This is a genomic window from Streptomyces cinereoruber (assembly GCF_009299385.1).
GTDB lineage: Bacteria > Actinomycetota > Actinomycetes > Streptomycetales > Streptomycetaceae > Streptomyces > Streptomyces bikiniensis.
This window is the reverse complement of sequence record NZ_CP023693.1, coordinates 4,367,193-4,383,191: the sequence shown is the minus strand read 5'-3', so window position 1 is coordinate 4,383,191 and position 15,999 is coordinate 4,367,193. Positions and strand designations below refer to the sequence as shown.

The following is a 15,999-nucleotide window of genomic DNA, read 5'->3' as shown; positions in this document are numbered from 1 at the left end:
CGGTGAAGGGCTCGGGGCCGTCACCGATGTCTGGGCCGTCCACGGCGAGGTGCAGCGGGCCCGCCGGCGGACGGAATGACCCCGGGGCCGTCCGGACCGCCGCGGCCCCGGCCCTGATCCGCCGGACAGGCCCTATCCCTTCGCGCGGGTCGTGCGGACCGCGCCGATGCTCGCCGCGATGACGAGGGTGATGGCCAGGGCGTCGGTGGTGGAGAGGGCCTGGCTGAGGACGAGGAAGCCGGCCAGGGCCGCGACGGCCGGTTCCAGGCTCATCAGGATCGCGAAGGTGGGCGCGGGCATGCGGCGCAGAGCGAGGAGTTCCAGGGTGTACGGCAGGACCGACGACATCAGGGCGACCGCGAGGCCCAGGGCGAGCGTGGAGGGTACGAGGAGCCTGCCGCCCGCCTCCGCGATGCCGAGCGGCAGGCTCAGGACCGCGCCGAAGGCCATCGCGAGCGCGAGCCCGTCGGCCTGCGGGAAGCGGCGGCCGGTGCGGGCGCCGAAGACGATGTACGCGGCCCACATGCCGCCCGCCCCGAGCGCGAAGGCCGCTCCCAGCGGGTCCAGGCGGTCGAAGCCGCCCCCGCCGAGCAGGACGACGCCGACCAGGGCGAGCCCGGCCCACAGCAGGTTCGTCCAGCGGCGCGAGGCGACCACGGAGAGGATCAGCGGGCCGAGGACCTCCAGGGTCACGGCGGCGCCGAGCGGAATCCGGCTCGACGACTGGTAGATGAGGACGTTCATCCCCGCCATGGCGGTGCCGAAGGCGACGATCGTCCCCCAGTCCGCCCGGCCGTAGCCGCGGACCCGGGGCCGGCAGACGGCGAGCAGCACGACCGCGGCGAGCACGAGCCGCAGCGTGACGACGCCGAGGGCGCCGGCGCGCGGCATGAGGAGCACGGCGACGGCGGCCCCGAACTGTACGGAGAGCCCGCTCGTGACCACCAGGGCGACCGGCCCGAGCCGACCGCCCGGCGCCTTGTCCCGTACGGGGACTCCCCGAGGCTCCGCGGCCGTCGCCGTCGCGACCGGGGTCACGTCCTTGACCGGACTGTCCACCGGCTGCTCCTCCACACGACACGAGACACGACGTACGGCACGTACGAAGGTGCGTCGGGCAGGTCACCCGCCCGGCGCCACCTCACCGTACGGCTCCTCGCGCGGCAGCGGAAATGCCGATTGCGCTGCGTTTATGCTCCCGACGCATGAGCATCGAGCTGCGCCACCTCCGCTGTTTCCTCGCCATCGCCGAGGAGTCCAGCCTGACCAGGGCGGCCGCCCGGCTCCACCTCACCCAGCCCGCCGTCTCCCGCACGCTCGCCGCCCTGGAGCAGCACCTCGGCATCCGGCTGGTCGACCGCTCCACCCACCACCTGGCCCTCACCTCCGAGGGGCTCGCCTTCCGGGACCGGGCCGCCACCGCCCTCGCCGCCTTCGACGCGGCCGTCGACCCGGCCGGGCTCCGCCGCCGCCCCCTGCGCCTCGGGCACGCCTGGTCGGCGTTCGGCCCGTACACCACTCCCCTGCTCCGGCGCTGGCAGCGGGAGCACCCCGGCACCCCGCTCGAACTCCTCCGCGTCGACGACCGCACCGCCGGGCTCGCCCGCGGCGAGGTCGACGCCGCCCTGCTCCGGGGCACGGTGGAGGCGCCCGGCCTGGTCACCGAGGAGCTCGCCACGGAGCCCCGGGTGGCCGCGCTGCCCTCCGACCACCCGCTCGCCGCCCGGTCCCGGCTCGCGCTCGGCGACCTGGTGGGCGAGACGGTCGTCCTCAACACCGTCTCCGGCGCGACCACCCTCGCCCTGTGGCCCGCCGCCGCCCGCCCGGCGGCCACCCTGACCGTCGCCAACACCGACGACTGGCTCACCGCCATCGCCGCCGGCCGGGGCGTCGGCGTCTCCTCCGCCTCGACGGCCGCCCTCCATCCGTACCCGGGCGTCGCCTACCGCCCCCTCCCCGACGCGCCCCCGCTCCCGGTCGTCCTGGCCTGGCGCGACGCCTTCCCGCATCCGGCGACGGAGGCGCTGGCGGCGCTGGCCCGCGAGATCGTCGCGGAGACCGGTACGGCTCCCTGAAGCTCCGGTACGAGTCCTCCCGTACGGCTCCTCCCGTACGGGACCACCCGCTCCCCCTCACCGCGCCGCCGCCTCCTCCTCCAGCCCCTCCGCGAGCAGCTCCGCCACGTGCCGTCCCCGCCCGTCCGTCAGGTCGGCGATCTGCGTACGGCACGAGAAGCCGTCCGCCAGGACCGCGGCCTCCGGGGGCGCGTCCCGCAGGGCCGGCAGGAGCTGGTCCCCGGCGCAGGCGACCGAGACCTCGTAGTGGCCCGGTTCGAAGCCGAAGTTGCCCGCGAGGCCGCAGCAGCCGCCCGCCAGGTCGCCGGTGAGCCCCGCGCGGGCGCGCAGCCGCCGGTCGGCGGCGTCGCCCAGGACGGCGTGCTGGTGGCAGTGGGTCTGGCCGGTGACCGGGCGGTCGAGGCGGGGCGGGGCCCAGTCGGGGGCCAGCTCCTCCAGGGCCTCGGCGAAGGTGCGGACGGAGGTGGCGAGGCGGGCGGCCCGGGGGTCGTCCGGCAGCAGCTCGGGCAGGTCGGTGCGGAGGGTCGCCGCGCAGGAGGGTTCGAGGACGACGACGGGGAGGCCCCCGCTTGAGGAGTCCGAGGGGTCCACCACGTCCAGCGTCCTCCGCATCACCCTCCGCGCCGCCCCCAACTGCCCCGTCGACACGTACGTGAGCCCGCAGCACACCCGCCCCTCCGGCAGCCGCACGCCCAGCCCCGCGTCCTCCAGGACCCGGACCGCCGCCCGGCCGACCTCCGGGGACAGGTGGTCGGTGAAGGTGTCGGGCCAGAGGGTCAGGGCCGGCGGGCGGTCCGAGGCGCGCTCGGCGAACCAGGACGTGAACGACGCCTCCGCCACCCTCGGCAGCGCCCGCTCCGGCGTCACCCCCGCGAGCCGCGCCGCGAACGGCAGCCGCATCGCCGCGTTCAGGCCCCGCCCGAACACGTCCAGCCAGTGCGGCAGCCACCCCATCGTCCAGTGCGAGCGCGGTCGGCGCAGCAGGCCGAGCGGGCCCGCGTAGTGCCGGTCCAGGAACTGCGCCTTGTACGCGGCCATGTCGACGCCCACCGGGCAGTCGCTGCGGCAGCCCTTGCAGGACAGGCACAGGTCCAGCGCCTCGCGGACCTCCTCCGAGCGCCAGCCGTCGGTGATCACCTCCCCGATCGCCATCTCGTGCAGCAGCCGCGCCCGCCCCCGGGTCGAGTGCCGCTCCTCCCCGGTCGCGCGGTACGAGGGACACATCACGCCCGGCCCCGAACTCGGCCCCTCCACACGGCACTTGGCGACCCCGACGCACCGGGCCGCCGCCCGCCCGACTCCCACGAGCGGGAGGTCCGTCCCCGAAAGCCCCTCGAACCGCAGCCCCTCGTCCAGCCGCCCCGGCCGGACCAGCATCCCCGGGTTCAGGCCCCCGTCCGGGTCCCACACGTCCTTGACCGCGCCGAAGAGCCCGACCAGCTCCTCCCCGTACATCCTCGGCAGCAGTTCGGCCCGCGCCCGCCCGTCGCCGTGTTCGCCGGAGAGCGAGCCGCCGTGGGCGACCACCAGGTCCGCCACCGCCTCCGAGAAGCGGCGGAAGTGGCGTACCCCCTGCTCCGTCCACAGGTCGAAGTCGATCCGGACGTGGACGCAGCCGTCCCCGAAGTGCCCGTACGGGATCCCCCGGAGGCCGAATTCGGCCAGGAGGGGGCGGAATTCACGGAGGTACGCGCCGAGGCGCGCCGGCGGCACCGCGCAGTCCTCCCAGCCCGGCCACGCCTCGCCCCCGTCGAGCGCCCGGGTCGCCGTCCCCGCCGCGTCCTCCCGGATCCGCCACAGCGCCCGCTGCCCGGCCGGGTCCCGTACGACGGCCGCGTCCAGGGCGTCCGCCGCCCGGACCAGCCGCCGGGCCGCGTCCGGCCCGTCCACCTCGACGAACAGCCACGCCCCGCCCCGGGGCAGCCCGACGGCGTCCGGTACGAGGTCCGCCGCCATCCCCTCCACCGTCAACGGCCCGTACGGGAGCAGCCCCGGCGCCGCGTCCGCGGCCGCGCCCTCGTCCGCGTACCCGAGCACCACCAGTACGGGTTCGGCGGGCAGCGGAACGAGCCGTACCGTCGCCTCCGTGATCACCCCGAGCGTGCCCTCGCTGCCGCAGAAGGAGCGGACCACGTCCACGCCCCGCTCCGGGAGCAGCGCGTCGAGGGCGTACCCCGAGATCCGGCGCGGCAGTCCCTCCGGGTAGCCGGTCCGCAGCAGGGCGAGGTTCTTCCCCACCAGCTCCCGCAGGCCGGGCGGCGCGCCCCGCCCCTCCCGCCCGAGTGTCAACTCCGCGCCCCGGTAGGTCACCACATCGAGGGAGCGCACGTTGTCCGCCGTGGTGCCCCACGCGACCGAGTGCGCCCCGCACGCGTTGTTGCCGATCATCCCGCCGAGCGTGCAGCGGCTGTGCGTCGACGGATCGGGGCCGAAGGTCAGCCCGTACGGGCGGGCCGCCGCCCGCAGCCGGTCGAGGACGAGCCCCGGCCCGACGACCGCCGTCCGCTCCTCGGGGTCCAGGGAGACGATCCCGCCCATGTGCCGTGTGAGGTCGAGCACGACGCCGGTGCCCGTGGCCTGCCCGCCGATGGACGTGCCGCCGCCCCGGGCGACCACGGGCGTGCCGTGCGCCCGGCACACCTCCAGGGCCGCCGCGACGTCGGCGGCGTCGCGCGGGGCGACCGTACCGGCCGGAACGCGGCGGTAGTTGGAGGCGTCCATGGTGGTCAGGGCCCTGGCCGTGGCGGAGAAGTCGACCTCCCCCGCGACGGCCGAGCGCAGGGCGGCGGCGAGTTCGGACGCGTGTTCCTGGTGTGTTCCCACAAGTCCAGGATCTCGCGTCCCTCGTCTCATCGGGCGGACATCCGGCGACCGGCGCCTCCGCGACCCGATACCCTCCGCCTCGTGGCTGATATCCAGATTCCCGCTGACATCAAGCCCGCCGACGGCCGTTTCGGCGCGGGCCCCTCCAAGGTGCGTACGGAGGCGCTGGACGCCCTGGCCGCCACCGGCACCTCCCTCCTCGGCACGTCCCACCGCCAGGCTCCGGTCAAGAACCTGGTCGGCGAGGTGCGTACCGGCATCCGTGACCTCTTCTCGCTGCCCGAGGGCTACGAGGTGATCCTGGGCAACGGCGGCTCCACCGCCTTCTGGGACGTCGCGACCCACGGACTCATCGAGAACAAGTCCCAGCACCTGACCTTCGGCGAGTTCTCCTCCAAGTTCGCGAAGGCCGCCAAGCTGGCCCCCTGGCTGGCCGACCCGAGCGTGATCTCCTCCGACCCGGGCACCCACCCGGAGCCGGTGGCCGAGGCGGGCGTCGACGTCTACGCGTACACCCACAACGAGACCTCCACCGGTGTCGCCGCCCCGATCGAGCGGGTCGCGGGCGCCGACGAGGGCGCGCTCGTCCTGGTGGACGCGACCTCCGGCGCGGGCGGCCTGCCCGTCGACATCACCGAGTCGGACGTCTACTACTTCGCCCCGCAGAAGTCCTTCGCGGCCGACGGCGGCCTGTGGCTGGCGGCGTTCTCGCCCGCCGCCCTGGAGCGCGCGCAGCGGATCCACGCCTCCGGCCGGCACGTCCCCGAGTTCTTCTCGCTGCCGACCGCGATCGACAACTCGCTGAAGAACCAGACGTACAACACCCCGGCACTCGCGACCCTCTTCCTGCTCAACGAGCAGCTGAAGTGGATCAACGGCCAGGGCGGTCTGGACTGGGCCGTGGCCCGGACGAAGGAGTCCTCGGACGCGCTGTACACATGGGCCGAGGAGTCCAAGTACGCCTCGCCGTTCGTGACGGACGCGGCGAAGCGCTCGCAGGTCATCGGCACGATCGACTTCGCGGACGAGATCGACGCGGCGGCGGTCGCGAAGGTGCTGCGCGCCAACGGGATCGTGGACACCGAGCCGTACCGCAAGCTGGGCCGCAACCAGCTGCGGATCGCGATGTTCCCGGCGGTCGACCCGGCGGACGTGCGGGCCCTGACGGCCTGCGTGGACTACGTGATCGAGAAGCTGTAACCCCTCTCCCCCGAGGGAAAGGGCCCGGCACCGCACACGCGGCGCCGGGCCCTCCTGCGTGTACGTCAGCGGCTCAGGGCCTGGTAGCGGCGGACCGCGAGGGGCAGGAAGAGCGCCACGAGGGCGAGCGGCCAGACGACGGCCATGAGGACGGCGTGCTGCTCGATCCAGGAGCCGCCGCCCGCGCCCGGGTTGCCGAAGAGCTCGCGGGTGGCCGTCACGGTGGACGAGATCGGGTTCCAGGCGGCGACGGGCGCGAGCCAGGAGGGCATCAGGGACGGCGCCACGTACACGCTGGAGATCATCGTGAGCGGGAAGACCACGGCGTAGAGGGCGCCGGCCGCCTCCGCGTTCGGCAGCACGAGGCCGCACCACACGCCCGCCCAGATCAGGCTGAAGCGCAGCAGCAGGATCAGCCCGAAGCCGAGGAGCGTGGCGCCGGGGCCGCCGTTCGAGGTCCAGCCGATGGCGAGGGCGGTGGCGGCCAGGACGGTGAGTTCGGCGGTGGCGATCAGGAGGTCGGAGAGGGCGCGGCCGGTGGCGACGGCGGAGGGGGCCATCGGCATGGACCGGAAGCGGTCCACGACCCCCTTGCCGCTGTCGGTGACGACGGCCACGGCGGTGTTCATGAGCCCGAAGGCCATGGCCATGGTGAACATGCCGGGCATCAGGAACGCGCGGTAGTCGCCGCCGCCGGGCACCCGCATCGCGCTGCCGAAGACGAACCCGTAGAGCAGCACGGAGACGATGGGGAAGCCGAGCTGCCAGAGGATGGCGACGGGGTTGCGGCGGTAGTTGAGCAGGGTGCGGCGGACGAGGGTGAGGCAGTCGACGAGGGCCCAGTGGGCGCGACTGCCGGTCACGGGCGTGAGGGCGGTGCTCATGCGGCGGCCTCCTGGTGGGCGGTCTCCTGGAGGTCGGTCCCCTGGCCCGTCAGGCGGAGGAAGACGTCGTCCAGGGCGGGGCGGCGCAGGGCCAGGTCCTCGACGGCGATCCGCTCCTCCTGAAGGGTGCGCGCGACCTCGGTCAGGGCGGCGACCCGGTCGGTGACGGGGACGTGGACGCGCCGCTCGGCCTCGTCGGTGCGGGGCTCGGCGCCCGCGACCCGGGCGAGGACGGCGCGGGCGGCGGGCAGGTCGGCCGCCTCGGCGACGACGACCTCGACGCGGTCGCCGCCGACGAGGTCCTTGAGGCCGTCGGGACTGTCGTCGGCGATGGCCCGGCCCCGGTCCACGACGGTGATCCGGGAGGCGAGCCGGTCGGCCTCGTCCAGGTACTGGGTGGTGAGCAGCACGGTCGTACCGCCCGCGACGAGGGTGCGGACGGCCTCCCAGACCTCGCCGCGGGCGCGCGGGTCGAGGCCGGTGGTCGGCTCGTCCAGGAAGAGGACGGCGGGGGCGAGGATCATCGAGGCGGCGAGGTCGAGCCGGCGGCGCATGCCCCCGCTGTACTGGCCGGCGCCCTTGTCGGCGGCCTCGGCGAGGGAGAAGCGGTCGAGGAGTTCGGCGGCGCGGTCGCGGGCGCGGCGGGCGCCGAGGTGGAAGAGGCGGCCGAAGACCTCCAGGTTCTGGCGGCCGGTCAGGCCTTCGTCCACGGCGGCGTACTGGCCGACGAGCCCGATGCGGGCGCGGACGGCGCGCGGGTCGCGGGCGACGTCGGTCCCGGCGACCTCGGCGCGTCCGCCGTCGGCCCGCAGGAGGGTGGCGAGGATGCGGACGGCGGTGGTCTTGCCGGCGCCGTTGGGACCGAGGAGGCCGTGGACGGTGCCGGGCCGGACGGCGAGGTCGAAGCCGTCGAGGGCGTGGGTGGTGCCGTCCTTGCCCCGGTACTCCTTGCGCAGGCCTTCGGCGAGGACGGCGTACTCGGGGACGCGGGCGGGCGTACCGGTGCGTTCGGGCATGACGGCGTGCTGGGACACGGAGCCTCCGGTCGGTGCGGTCTCTCGGAACACGTAATCGAGTACACCGTACTCCATTACGAGTACGGTGTACTCAGTTTCAAAGCGGAGCGTTTTAAAGTGGCCGCATGACCAAGAGCAGCCTCGACCTCCTCTGGGGCACGGGCGACCGCCCCAGCCGCGGCCCCAAACCCGGCCTCACCGTCGACCGGATCGTCACGGCGGCGATCGGCCTCGCCGACGCGGAGGGACTCGACGCCGTCTCGATGCGGCGGGTGGCGAACGAACTGGGCGTGGGCACGATGTCGCTCTACCGGTACGTCCCCGGCAAGACCGAACTCCTGGACCTGATGCACGACCGGGTCCAGGGCGAGGCCCTGCCCGACGACCCGCCGCCCCCCACCCACTGGCGGGACACCGTCACGGCCCTGGCCCGCACCACCCTCGACCTCTACCGGGCCCACCCCTGGCTGCTCCGGGTCAACCAGGCCCGCTCCGTCCTCGGCCCGAGCGCCCTGCGCGGCCTGGAACTGTGCCTCGCGGGGCTCAAGGGCCCGCACGGCATGGGGCTGAGCGACCCCGAGACCATCTCGGTGATCATCACCGTGCAGGGGTACGCGGCGGGCACCGCCCGCATGGAGCTCCAGGCCTCCGAGGCCGCGCGGGAGACCGGGATCGGCGACGACGCGTTCTGGGAGGCGCAACGGCCCTATCTGGAACGGGCGATGCTCTCGGGCGACTACCCGCTGATGGCCGCGCTCGCGGACGACACCTTCTCCCGCGAGACCGACCACTTCGCCTTCGGCCTCGAACGGCTCCTGGACGGCTTCGAGACCCTGGTGGACCGGAGGCGGAAGGGGCCGGTGGACGAGGAGAAGAAGGGAGTCAGCGGCGCCTGACGAGCCGCTTGCCCGCCACCACCAGGAGCGTGGCGCCGGCGAGGACGAGGAAGCCGACGGTGACGTTCCCCTGCTCGCCGGGGCCCGGGACGGCGGACGCGGACGGGGACGGGGCCGCGGAGGCGCCGGGGGAGGCCGGGGCCTCCGTCTCCCGGCCGCCGCCGGACGGCGGGTCCACGCGCAGGACCCGGCTCTCCTTCCCCTCCGAGCCGAACATGAGGGCCGAGCCGTCCGCCGTGTACGTCACCGACTCCGCCTGCCCCTGGAAGGGCGCCCCCGCGGACGTCCCCTCGCCCTCGATCCGCCCGCCCTTCCAGACGTACTCACGGGCGCTGAAGTAGCCGCGCAGGACGAGCCGTTCGCCGTCCGGCGAGAAGGCGCCGTCGGTCACCCACGGCACCTCGCCCACGCGCCGGAAGACGTTGGTCCCGGACCGGGAGAGCCGCTCGGGCCCCGCGTACAGTCCGCCGCCGTCCTCGTTCTTGCTCGCGATGTACACCCGGCCGGTCTTCGGATGGACCATCAGGGCCTCGGCGTTGCGCGCGCCGTCGGCGTACTTCACGACGTACTGCTCCGCCGCCACGTTCTGGTCCTCGAGGACCTTCGGCTCGGGGAAGCGGTAGATCCAGACGTGGTCCCAGGAGCCGTCGAGGTTGTCGCCGATGTCGCCGACGTAGATGCTCCCGTCGGGGCCGACGGAGATCGCCTCCATGTCCCGGGGGGTGCCGACCCCCCGCATGGTCAGGGTCGCGACCGTCTCCCCCGTACGGGAGTCGACGCCGTAGATCAGGGGCGCGTCCTGGTCGTTGTGCGTCCAGTAGATCCCCGGGTGGGCGCGGCTCGCGGCGAGGCCGCTGGACTCGGTGATCCGGGCGTCCCGGATCGTGAAGTCCCGGTCGGGCTCCTGGCCTTCGGCACGGGCGTGAGCGGCCGGAAGCAGCACCAGGGCCGCCGCCGTACCGAGGGCGCACAGAGCAGATCGCATGCCCCAAGCCTGCCACGGGCGGCGACAACCCGGTTGACCATGATCGGTACCGCTGTCATGGTCGCGCCCATGCCTACCTTCACCGCCCCTGACGGCACGGAACTCGCGTACCACGACTCCGGCCCCGGATCCGGGGCCCCGCTGCTCTGCCTCCCCGGCGGCCCGATGCAGGACTCCGCCTACCTGGGCGACCTCGGCGGCCTCGCGGCCCGCCGCCGCCTGATCCGCCTCGACCTGCGGGGCACGGGGGCGTCCGCCGTACCGGCCGACCCGGCCTCGTACCGCTGCGACCGCCTGGTGGAGGACGTGGAGGCGCTGCGGAAGCACCTCGGCCTCGACGCCGTCGACCTGCTCGGGCACTCGGCGGGCGCCAACCTGGCCGCGCTGTACGTGACCCGGCACCCCGGCCGCGTGGCCCGCCTGGTGCTCGTCACGCCGGGCACGGCGGCGGTGGGGCTCGACACGCCCCCGGAGGAGCGGCTGACGACGGCCCGGCTGCGGAGCGGGGAGCCGTGGTTCGGCCCGGCGTACGCGGCCCTGGAGGAGGTCACGGCGGGGCGGGGCACGGCGGAGGCGTTCGGGGCGGTCGCGCCGTTCTTCCACGGGGCCTGGGACGAAGCGGCACAGAAGCGCCACGGCGAAAGCGACCGGCAGCGCAACGACGAGGCCGCGGCAGCCTACGGGGGCGAGGGCGCCTACGACCCGCCCGCCACGCGCGCGGTGCTCGCGGGGTTCGACCGCCCGGTCCTGGTGGTGGCGGGCCAGGGGGACGTGAACACCCCGCCGCCGACGGCCGCCGCGTACGCGGCGCTGTTCCCGAAGGCGGAACTCGCCGTCCTGGCCGGCGCGGGCCACTTCCCGTGGCACGACGCCCCGGAGGACTTCACGAGGACGGTGGACGCCTTCCTCACGACCTGAGACCCGGCCGGCTTCGGGGCCCCGTCGGCCCCGAGCCGCAACCGCCCGCCCCGCCCCACCCCTTTGCCGTTTCCGCAACAGGACTGGCCCCACGCGCAGGCGCTGCGCGACGGTGGGGTCATGGCAGACGACACCTCAGCAGAGGCCCTCCCCACCCTTCCCACCTTCACCGACGGCTACGTCGGCGACCCCTCCGTGCGCGACGAGTGGGACACCCGCTACTCCGAGCACCAGCAGCTCTGGAGCGGGCAGCCCAACGGGGCGCTCGTCGCCGAGGTCGCCGACCTCTCCCCCGGTCGCGCGCTCGACGTCGGCTGCGGCGAGGGCGCGGACGCCATCTGGCTCGCCCGCTCCGGCTGGGACGTCACCGCCCTGGAGGTCTCCGGGGTGGCCCTCGCCCGGGCCGCCGCCCACGCGCGGGACGCCGGAGCCGACGTCCGCTGGGTACACGCCGGACTGGCCGAGGCGGCGCTCCCGCCCGGCTCCTTCGACCTGGTCTCCGCGCAGTACCCGGCGCTGCTCCGCACGCCGGACGCGGCGGCCGAGCGCGCCCTGCTCGACGCCGTCGCGCCCGGCGGCGTCCTCCTGCTCGTCCACCACGCGGGCATGGACGAGCACCGCCCCGAGCACCACGCCGAGCGGGAGGACGACGCCTTCGACCCCGCCGACTACGTCTGGCCCTCGATGGTCGCCGCGCTCCTCGGCGACGACTGGCGGATCGAGGTGGACGAGGAGCGGCCCCGCGTGGTGCCCGAGGGCGGCGCGGGCGCCCACCACACCGACGACGTCGTCCTGCGGGCCCGCCGCCTGCGCTGACGCGCGGACGGACGGGCACTAGGGGGTGCCCCGGATCACAAAGAGCCCCGCCACCCGATCCGCGATGATGTGACCATGCGTTTTCTGTTCGTCGGCGACAGCATGACCATCGGACGCGTCGGCGACTGGACCTGGCGCTACCGGATGTGGCAGCACCTGGAGGCCACGCTCCCGGGCGGGTACGAGATCGTGGGCCCGCGCACGGGCCTGTACGACCCGGAGGACCCGGACGGCCCCCACGCCACCGAGGCGTACGCGGCCCCGGACTTCCCCGCCCCCGCCCGCCGGCACCTGGCCGGCTGGGGCGAGGGCTGGCTGCACATGGCGCCGGTGATCGGGGAGACGGTCGCGGCGACCGGGGCGGACGTGCTGCTCGTCTCCCTCGGCCTGATCGACCTGGGCTTCTACACGAACAGCGACCAGACGGACGAGAACGTCCGGGCCTTCGTCGGGGCCGCCCGCGCCGCGAACCCGCGCGTCCGGGCGGTCCTCCTCCCGGTCATCCCGAACGTCCGCGCCACCTACGACGCCCCCTTCGCCGCCGAGTGCGCCCGCTTCAACGACCTCCTCGCGAAGGCCGTCGCCGATCTGGACTCACCCGCCTCCCCGCTGCTCCTGGGGACGATCCCGGAGTCGTACGCCCTCCCCGCCGACACCTACGACGGCACCCACCCGGGCCCCACCGGCGAACACAAACTGGCGGCGGCCTTCGCGGACGCGATGCACCAGGCGTGGGGGCTGGGCGGCCCGTACGCGCCCGGCCCCTGACGGCCGGGCCGTCACCAGGCGAAGGCCTCCGGCGAAGGTCCGGGCCCGGGGAAGATCTCGTCGAGCGCGGCCAGCAGCTCCTCGCTCAGCTCGACCTCCAGGGCCCTCAGCGCGCCGGCCAGCTGCTCCGGGGTCCGGGGCCCCACGATCGGCCCCGTCACACCGGGCCGGGTGAGCAGCCACGCCAGGGCGGTCTCGCCGGGCTGGAGCCCGTGCTTGTCGAGCAGGTCCTCGTACGCCTGGAGCTGCGCCCGCGCGGCCGGGTCGGCGAGCGTGGCCGCCGCGCGCCCCTCCGTGCGCCGCTTGCCCTCGGCCTCCTTCTTCAGGACCCCGCCGAGGAGCCCGCCGTGCAGCGGGGACCAGGGGATGACCCCGAGCCCGTACTCCCGCGCGGCCGGGATGACCTCCATCTCGGCGCGCCGCTCGAAGAGGTTTTGAAGTGCTCTCCTCCCTTCGCAAGCTCAGGAAGGAGATTCCCGTCTACCTTGCGGTGACAGGCTTGACGCCGCGAGTGCGCCTGACGACTGCCCTCCCGGCAGCCGGGATCGCCACGTGGCCGATCCGGTACAGGTGCAAGACGTTCCGGGCTCCGTTGTGGTCGGCGTTGCCGGTCCATCCGCAGTCGGGGTTCTTGCACACGAACAGGGCCTGCGTCTCCCGGCTGCCGGGCGTGAGGAAGCCGCACGCGGAGCAGCGCTGGGAGGTGTAGGGCGCGGGGACCTTGACCAGGGTGCCGCCCTGGCGGGCGGTCTTGTACGTCAGCATGGTCACGGTGCGGCCCCATGCCTCCTGGAGGCTGGAGCGGTTGAGACCGGCTTTGGCTTTGGCCCCGTTGCGCAGGTATGCGCCGTTGTTCTCGGGGTCGGGCTTGGGGGCCGGGGTCTTGGCCATGTTCGTGATGTGCAGGTCTTCCACCACGATCACGCCGTACTGCTCGGCGAGAGCCGTGGTGGTCTTGTGCTGCCAGTCGATGCTGCGGCGCGTGGCTTTGGCGCGCAGGGCCCGGATCTGGTCGTAGGTGCGGTGCAGGCGTCGAGAGGTCTTCTCCTTCGGCTTGCGGAAGGTCTTGCGGTACGCGGCGCGCTGTTCCAGGCGGAGAAGCTTGGCCTTCTCGTCGGGGCTGAGCCACTTGTCGCGGTCGGAGGTGCCGTCAGACAGGCGGGGCGGCCGGCCGTGGTCGTGGTGGTTGCCGTCGGACAGGGCGAGGGGGATGCTGACGCCCATGTCGATGCCGACTTCCGGCCCCGGGTGGGGCTGGGGGGTGCGCTCCAGGGTGGTGATCCGGAAGGCGATGTGCCAGCCCAGGCCGTCCTTGACGAGGCGGGCTCCAGTGATCCGATGGTCGGTGTTCGCCGTCTTGCCGACGGGCAGGTCCTTGGTCCAGCGGAAGCGGACCCGGCCGACCTTGGGGATGTTGACCATGCCCCATCGGCGGTGGACGCGCTTGATCTGGAGGTCGCGGCCCTGCGGGATATCCACGGACATCACCGACCGGAACCGGCCCTTGAAGTTCGGGGCGTCGGCGCGCCCGCCCCAGCAGTTCTTCCACGCCTGGAAGTACGTCTTGAGGACGGCCTGCGCTGCTTGCGCGGGCAGCTTCCCGAGGTAGTCGAGGTCTTTGCGGGCCTGCCGGATCGCCGCGTCAGCGGCGGCCAGGGACCGCTTGTCCTTCGGCATCATCTGCCACCAGGAGTGCAGGCAGTTCCACATGGTGCGGGCCGCGTGCGCCTGATCGTCCATGCCCTGGAACTCGGCAGGCGACAGCGCCAGACGGGCACGGTGCCCGAACTGCCGCTTCTCTGTGCCGGGTTACGAAGTCATGCGATCACTCTGTCATTTGGTCCATGTCACCGAGGTGGAATCCTAACCCCGACGTACGCACCGGCCGTCACGTCGTCTACAACCTGCACGTTCACTTGGTTTTCGTCACTAAGTACCGGCGCAAGGCCATGACGGACGCCATGTTGACGCGATGCGAAGAGATCATGCGGGAGGTATGCTCCGCCGGTTCCTGTGGGGCGGCCACTTCTGGTCAGGCTCCTACTTCGCCGGCTCCTGCGGCGGCGCACCGCTGACCGTGGTCAAGCAGTACATCGAGAACCAGAAGCGTCCCGTCTGACCCTCACAGACGGAGGCGCAGCGAACTCCGGCGCTTCGCGCCTCCGGGCCAGGGACGCGCTTCACCTCCGCCCCAAAGGACGGAGCACTGCGCAAGGACCAGAGGTAGAGGCACTGCTCGCTCACGAGCCCGAGGCTTCCGCGCCGCGCGGCGATCTCGTTGGCCTGGGCGATCTTGTACCCGGGGAAGTTGGAAGACCCCGCGTACAGGATCTTCCCCTGCTGGACGAGCACGTCGACGGCCTGCCAGATCTCCTCGAAGGGAGTGGCGCGGTCGACGTGGTGGAACTGGTAGAGGTCGATGTGGTCGGTCCCGAGCCGCCGGAGGCTGCCCTCCACGGCCCGCCGGATGTTGACCGCCGAGAGCTTGTCGTGGTTGGGCCAGGCCTCCCCGTCGGCGCCCATGTTCCCGTACACCTTGGTGGCGATGACGGTACGGTCCCGCCGACCGCCGCCCTTGGCGAACCAGGAGCTGACGATCTCCTCCGTCCGCCCCTTGACGGTCCGTGCCATGACGGCGAACACGATCACCGGCCAGCTCATCGGCTACGCCCGCGTCTCCACCGACGACCAGGAAACGCAGCTTCAGTGCGACGCGCTGACGGCTGTGAGGTGCGCCCGCATCTTCTAGGACACTGCCAGCGGGAAGAACACCGACCGGCCGCAGCTCACGGCCGCACTGGACTACGCCCGACCGGGCGAAGTCCTGTGCGTGCGGAAGCTCGACCGGCTCGGCCGGTCGCTCATCAAGGGCCGCACACGGGACGGTCTGGAAGCGGCCAAGGCACAGGGCCGTACCGGGAGCCGCCCGTCTGCGGTGGACGAGGATGTACTCACCGTGGCCCCTGCGAGAAAGGCCAAGGGAGAGAGCGTCAGCACCATCGCCAAGGCCCTCGGAATCTCCCGTGCCACACGCTCGTACCGGCACCTGGGAGAAAGCGCCTGAGTCAAGCACACAGCAGTTTCAGACAGGCCCCCAGCTACGTCGTGAACGTACGACACTGCCCTACTCGGCCCGCACCACCATGGCGAACGACGTACAGATCCGCCGGAAGCCGCGATGGTTGCTCAGGCCGGTATGGCTCATGCACTCCACGTCGACCGCCGCGCTGTCCGTCGACGGCTCCGCCTTCCACTTGCAGTGCAGGCACTCCGCCTCATAGGTCACGTCCGCGTCCGGATGCTGTGTGATCCGGTGCGTCACGAACCGCAGGACCGTGCGCGCCATCACTCGGCCCCGTGGTCTTCCCGGAGGTGCGTGCGGAGCACGACGTTCGCGTCCGTCGCCTTCGAGTAGTCGCCGACCGATCGGGCGTTGGCTCGGGTCGCGGCGACGCCGAGGCACTGCCGACAGCCCGCGAAGGGGTTCGGATCTCCCTCCGGAAGGGTCAGGTTCACCGGCCCTGCCATCGTCGTCTTGGGTGTGCTCATCCGTGTGGCCTCCCGACTGTTCGCCTGCCGAAGGATGATCCCCTGGGGTGCGCACGGGATGGCGTTTCA

General features: G+C 73.4%; 15 protein-coding genes and 5 pseudogenes. 10 read left to right on the top strand and 10 right to left on the bottom strand.

Going from position 1 to position 15,999, the window contains the following annotated elements; translation table 11 throughout:
• Positions 1–132: 132 nt before the first annotated feature.
• Positions 133–1,059, bottom strand: a complete 927-nt coding sequence (locus CP977_RS19765; RefSeq protein ID WP_229991411.1) for an EamA family transporter — start codon at positions 1,057–1,059, stop codon at positions 133–135.
• 146 nt (positions 1,060–1,205) lie between these two features.
• On the opposite strand from CP977_RS19765, the gene CP977_RS19760 reads away from it, so the two are divergent.
• Positions 1,206–2,075: a LysR family transcriptional regulator gene (locus tag CP977_RS19760; RefSeq protein ID WP_152370577.1), complete on the top strand. Its 870-nt coding sequence runs from the start codon at positions 1,206–1,208 to the stop codon at positions 2,073–2,075.
• 57 nt (positions 2,076–2,132) lie between these two features.
• On the opposite strand, the gene CP977_RS19755 is transcribed toward CP977_RS19760, so the two are convergent.
• Positions 2,133–4,928: an FAD-binding and (Fe-S)-binding domain-containing protein gene (locus CP977_RS19755; RefSeq protein WP_152370576.1), complete on the bottom strand. Its 2,796-nt coding sequence runs from the start codon at positions 4,926–4,928 to the stop codon at positions 2,133–2,135.
• A gap of 51 nt (positions 4,929–4,979) precedes the next feature.
• On the opposite strand from CP977_RS19755, the gene serC reads away from it, so the two are divergent.
• A complete protein-coding gene (gene serC, locus CP977_RS19750; RefSeq protein WP_062753073.1) occupies positions 4,980–6,098 on the top strand; it encodes a phosphoserine transaminase in 1,119 nt (372 codons plus the stop codon).
• Positions 6,099–6,163: 65 nt separating this feature from the next.
• On the opposite strand, the gene CP977_RS19745 is transcribed toward serC, so the two are convergent.
• The gene (locus CP977_RS19745; RefSeq protein WP_062753075.1) at positions 6,164–6,982 is read right to left on the bottom strand and encodes an ABC transporter permease; all 819 of its coding nucleotides are present in this window, start codon (positions 6,980–6,982) and stop codon (positions 6,164–6,166) included.
• Positions 6,979–7,998 (bottom strand): ATP-binding cassette domain-containing protein, encoded by a 1,020-nt coding sequence (locus CP977_RS19740; RefSeq protein WP_152371602.1) that lies wholly within the window; start codon positions 7,996–7,998, stop codon positions 6,979–6,981. The genes CP977_RS19745 and CP977_RS19740 overlap by 4 nt, the downstream gene beginning before the upstream one ends.
• A gap of 125 nt (positions 7,999–8,123) precedes the next feature.
• On the opposite strand from CP977_RS19740, the gene CP977_RS19735 reads away from it, so the two are divergent.
• A complete protein-coding gene (locus CP977_RS19735; protein ID WP_062753077.1) occupies positions 8,124–8,894 on the top strand; it encodes a TetR/AcrR family transcriptional regulator in 771 nt (256 codons plus the stop codon).
• Here CP977_RS19735 and CP977_RS19730 read toward each other — a convergent pair.
• Entirely contained in the window at positions 8,881–9,879 is a 999-nt protein-coding gene (locus CP977_RS19730) for a WD40 repeat domain-containing protein (RefSeq protein WP_152370575.1), read from the bottom strand. The two genes, CP977_RS19735 and CP977_RS19730, sit on opposite strands and share 14 nt — an antisense overlap.
• 69 nt (positions 9,880–9,948) lie before the next feature.
• Here CP977_RS19730 and CP977_RS19725 point away from each other — a divergent pair, with 69 nt between their 5' ends.
• The 3 genes from CP977_RS19725 to CP977_RS19715 all read left to right on the top strand — a co-directional run bounded on the left by CP977_RS19725 (position 9,949) and on the right by CP977_RS19715 (position 12,381).
• Positions 9,949–10,797: an alpha/beta fold hydrolase gene (locus tag CP977_RS19725; protein ID WP_062756940.1), complete on the top strand. Its 849-nt coding sequence runs from the start codon at positions 9,949–9,951 to the stop codon at positions 10,795–10,797.
• Between the two features lie 120 nt (positions 10,798–10,917).
• A complete protein-coding gene (locus CP977_RS19720; protein WP_062753081.1) occupies positions 10,918–11,613 on the top strand; it encodes a class I SAM-dependent methyltransferase in 696 nt (231 codons plus the stop codon).
• Between the two features lie 75 nt (positions 11,614–11,688).
• The gene (locus CP977_RS19715; RefSeq protein WP_062756941.1) at positions 11,689–12,381 is read left to right on the top strand and encodes a GDSL-type esterase/lipase family protein; all 693 of its coding nucleotides are present in this window, start codon (positions 11,689–11,691) and stop codon (positions 12,379–12,381) included.
• An 11-nt stretch (positions 12,382–12,392) separates the two neighbouring features.
• Here the strand turns inward: CP977_RS19715 and CP977_RS19710 are convergent.
• Both CP977_RS19710 and CP977_RS19705 read right to left on the bottom strand, forming a co-directional pair.
• Positions 12,393–12,827: pseudogene (locus CP977_RS19710) on the bottom strand (aldo/keto reductase); the annotation flags it as partial.
• Positions 12,828–12,861: 34 nt separating this feature from the next.
• Positions 12,862–14,121: an RNA-guided endonuclease InsQ/TnpB family protein gene (locus tag CP977_RS19705; RefSeq protein ID WP_229991412.1), complete on the bottom strand. Its 1,260-nt coding sequence runs from the start codon at positions 14,119–14,121 to the stop codon at positions 12,862–12,864.
• A gap of 104 nt (positions 14,122–14,225) precedes the next feature.
• Between CP977_RS19705 and CP977_RS35530 the strand changes: the two are divergent.
• Positions 14,226–14,381: pseudogene (locus CP977_RS35530) on the top strand (transposase); the annotation flags it as partial.
• Positions 14,382–14,402: 21 nt separating this feature from the next.
• A pseudogene (locus CP977_RS35525) lies at positions 14,403–14,500 on the top strand (transposase); the annotation flags it as partial.
• A 23-nt stretch (positions 14,501–14,523) separates the two neighbouring features.
• Here the strand turns inward: CP977_RS35525 and CP977_RS19695 are convergent.
• A pseudogene (locus tag CP977_RS19695) lies at positions 14,524–15,042 on the bottom strand (aldo/keto reductase); the annotation flags it as partial.
• Between CP977_RS19695 and CP977_RS35230 the strand changes: the two are divergent.
• Positions 15,011–15,130 (top strand): recombinase family protein, encoded by a 120-nt coding sequence (locus CP977_RS35230; protein ID WP_279605591.1) that lies wholly within the window; start codon positions 15,011–15,013, stop codon positions 15,128–15,130. The pseudogene CP977_RS19695 and the gene CP977_RS35230 overlap by 32 nt on opposite strands.
• Positions 15,131–15,142: 12 nt before the next feature.
• Positions 15,143–15,445: pseudogene (locus tag CP977_RS19690) on the top strand (recombinase family protein); the annotation flags it as partial.
• A gap of 60 nt (positions 15,446–15,505) precedes the next feature.
• Here the strand turns inward: CP977_RS19690 and CP977_RS19685 are convergent.
• Positions 15,506–15,727: a DUF7848 domain-containing protein gene (locus tag CP977_RS19685; protein ID WP_183953215.1), complete on the bottom strand. Its 222-nt coding sequence runs from the start codon at positions 15,725–15,727 to the stop codon at positions 15,506–15,508.
• Positions 15,727–15,930: a hypothetical protein gene (locus tag CP977_RS19680; RefSeq protein WP_229991413.1), complete on the bottom strand. Its 204-nt coding sequence runs from the start codon at positions 15,928–15,930 to the stop codon at positions 15,727–15,729. Before CP977_RS19680 ends, CP977_RS19685 begins: the two co-directional genes overlap by 1 nt.
• Positions 15,931–15,999 lie beyond the last annotated feature (69 nt).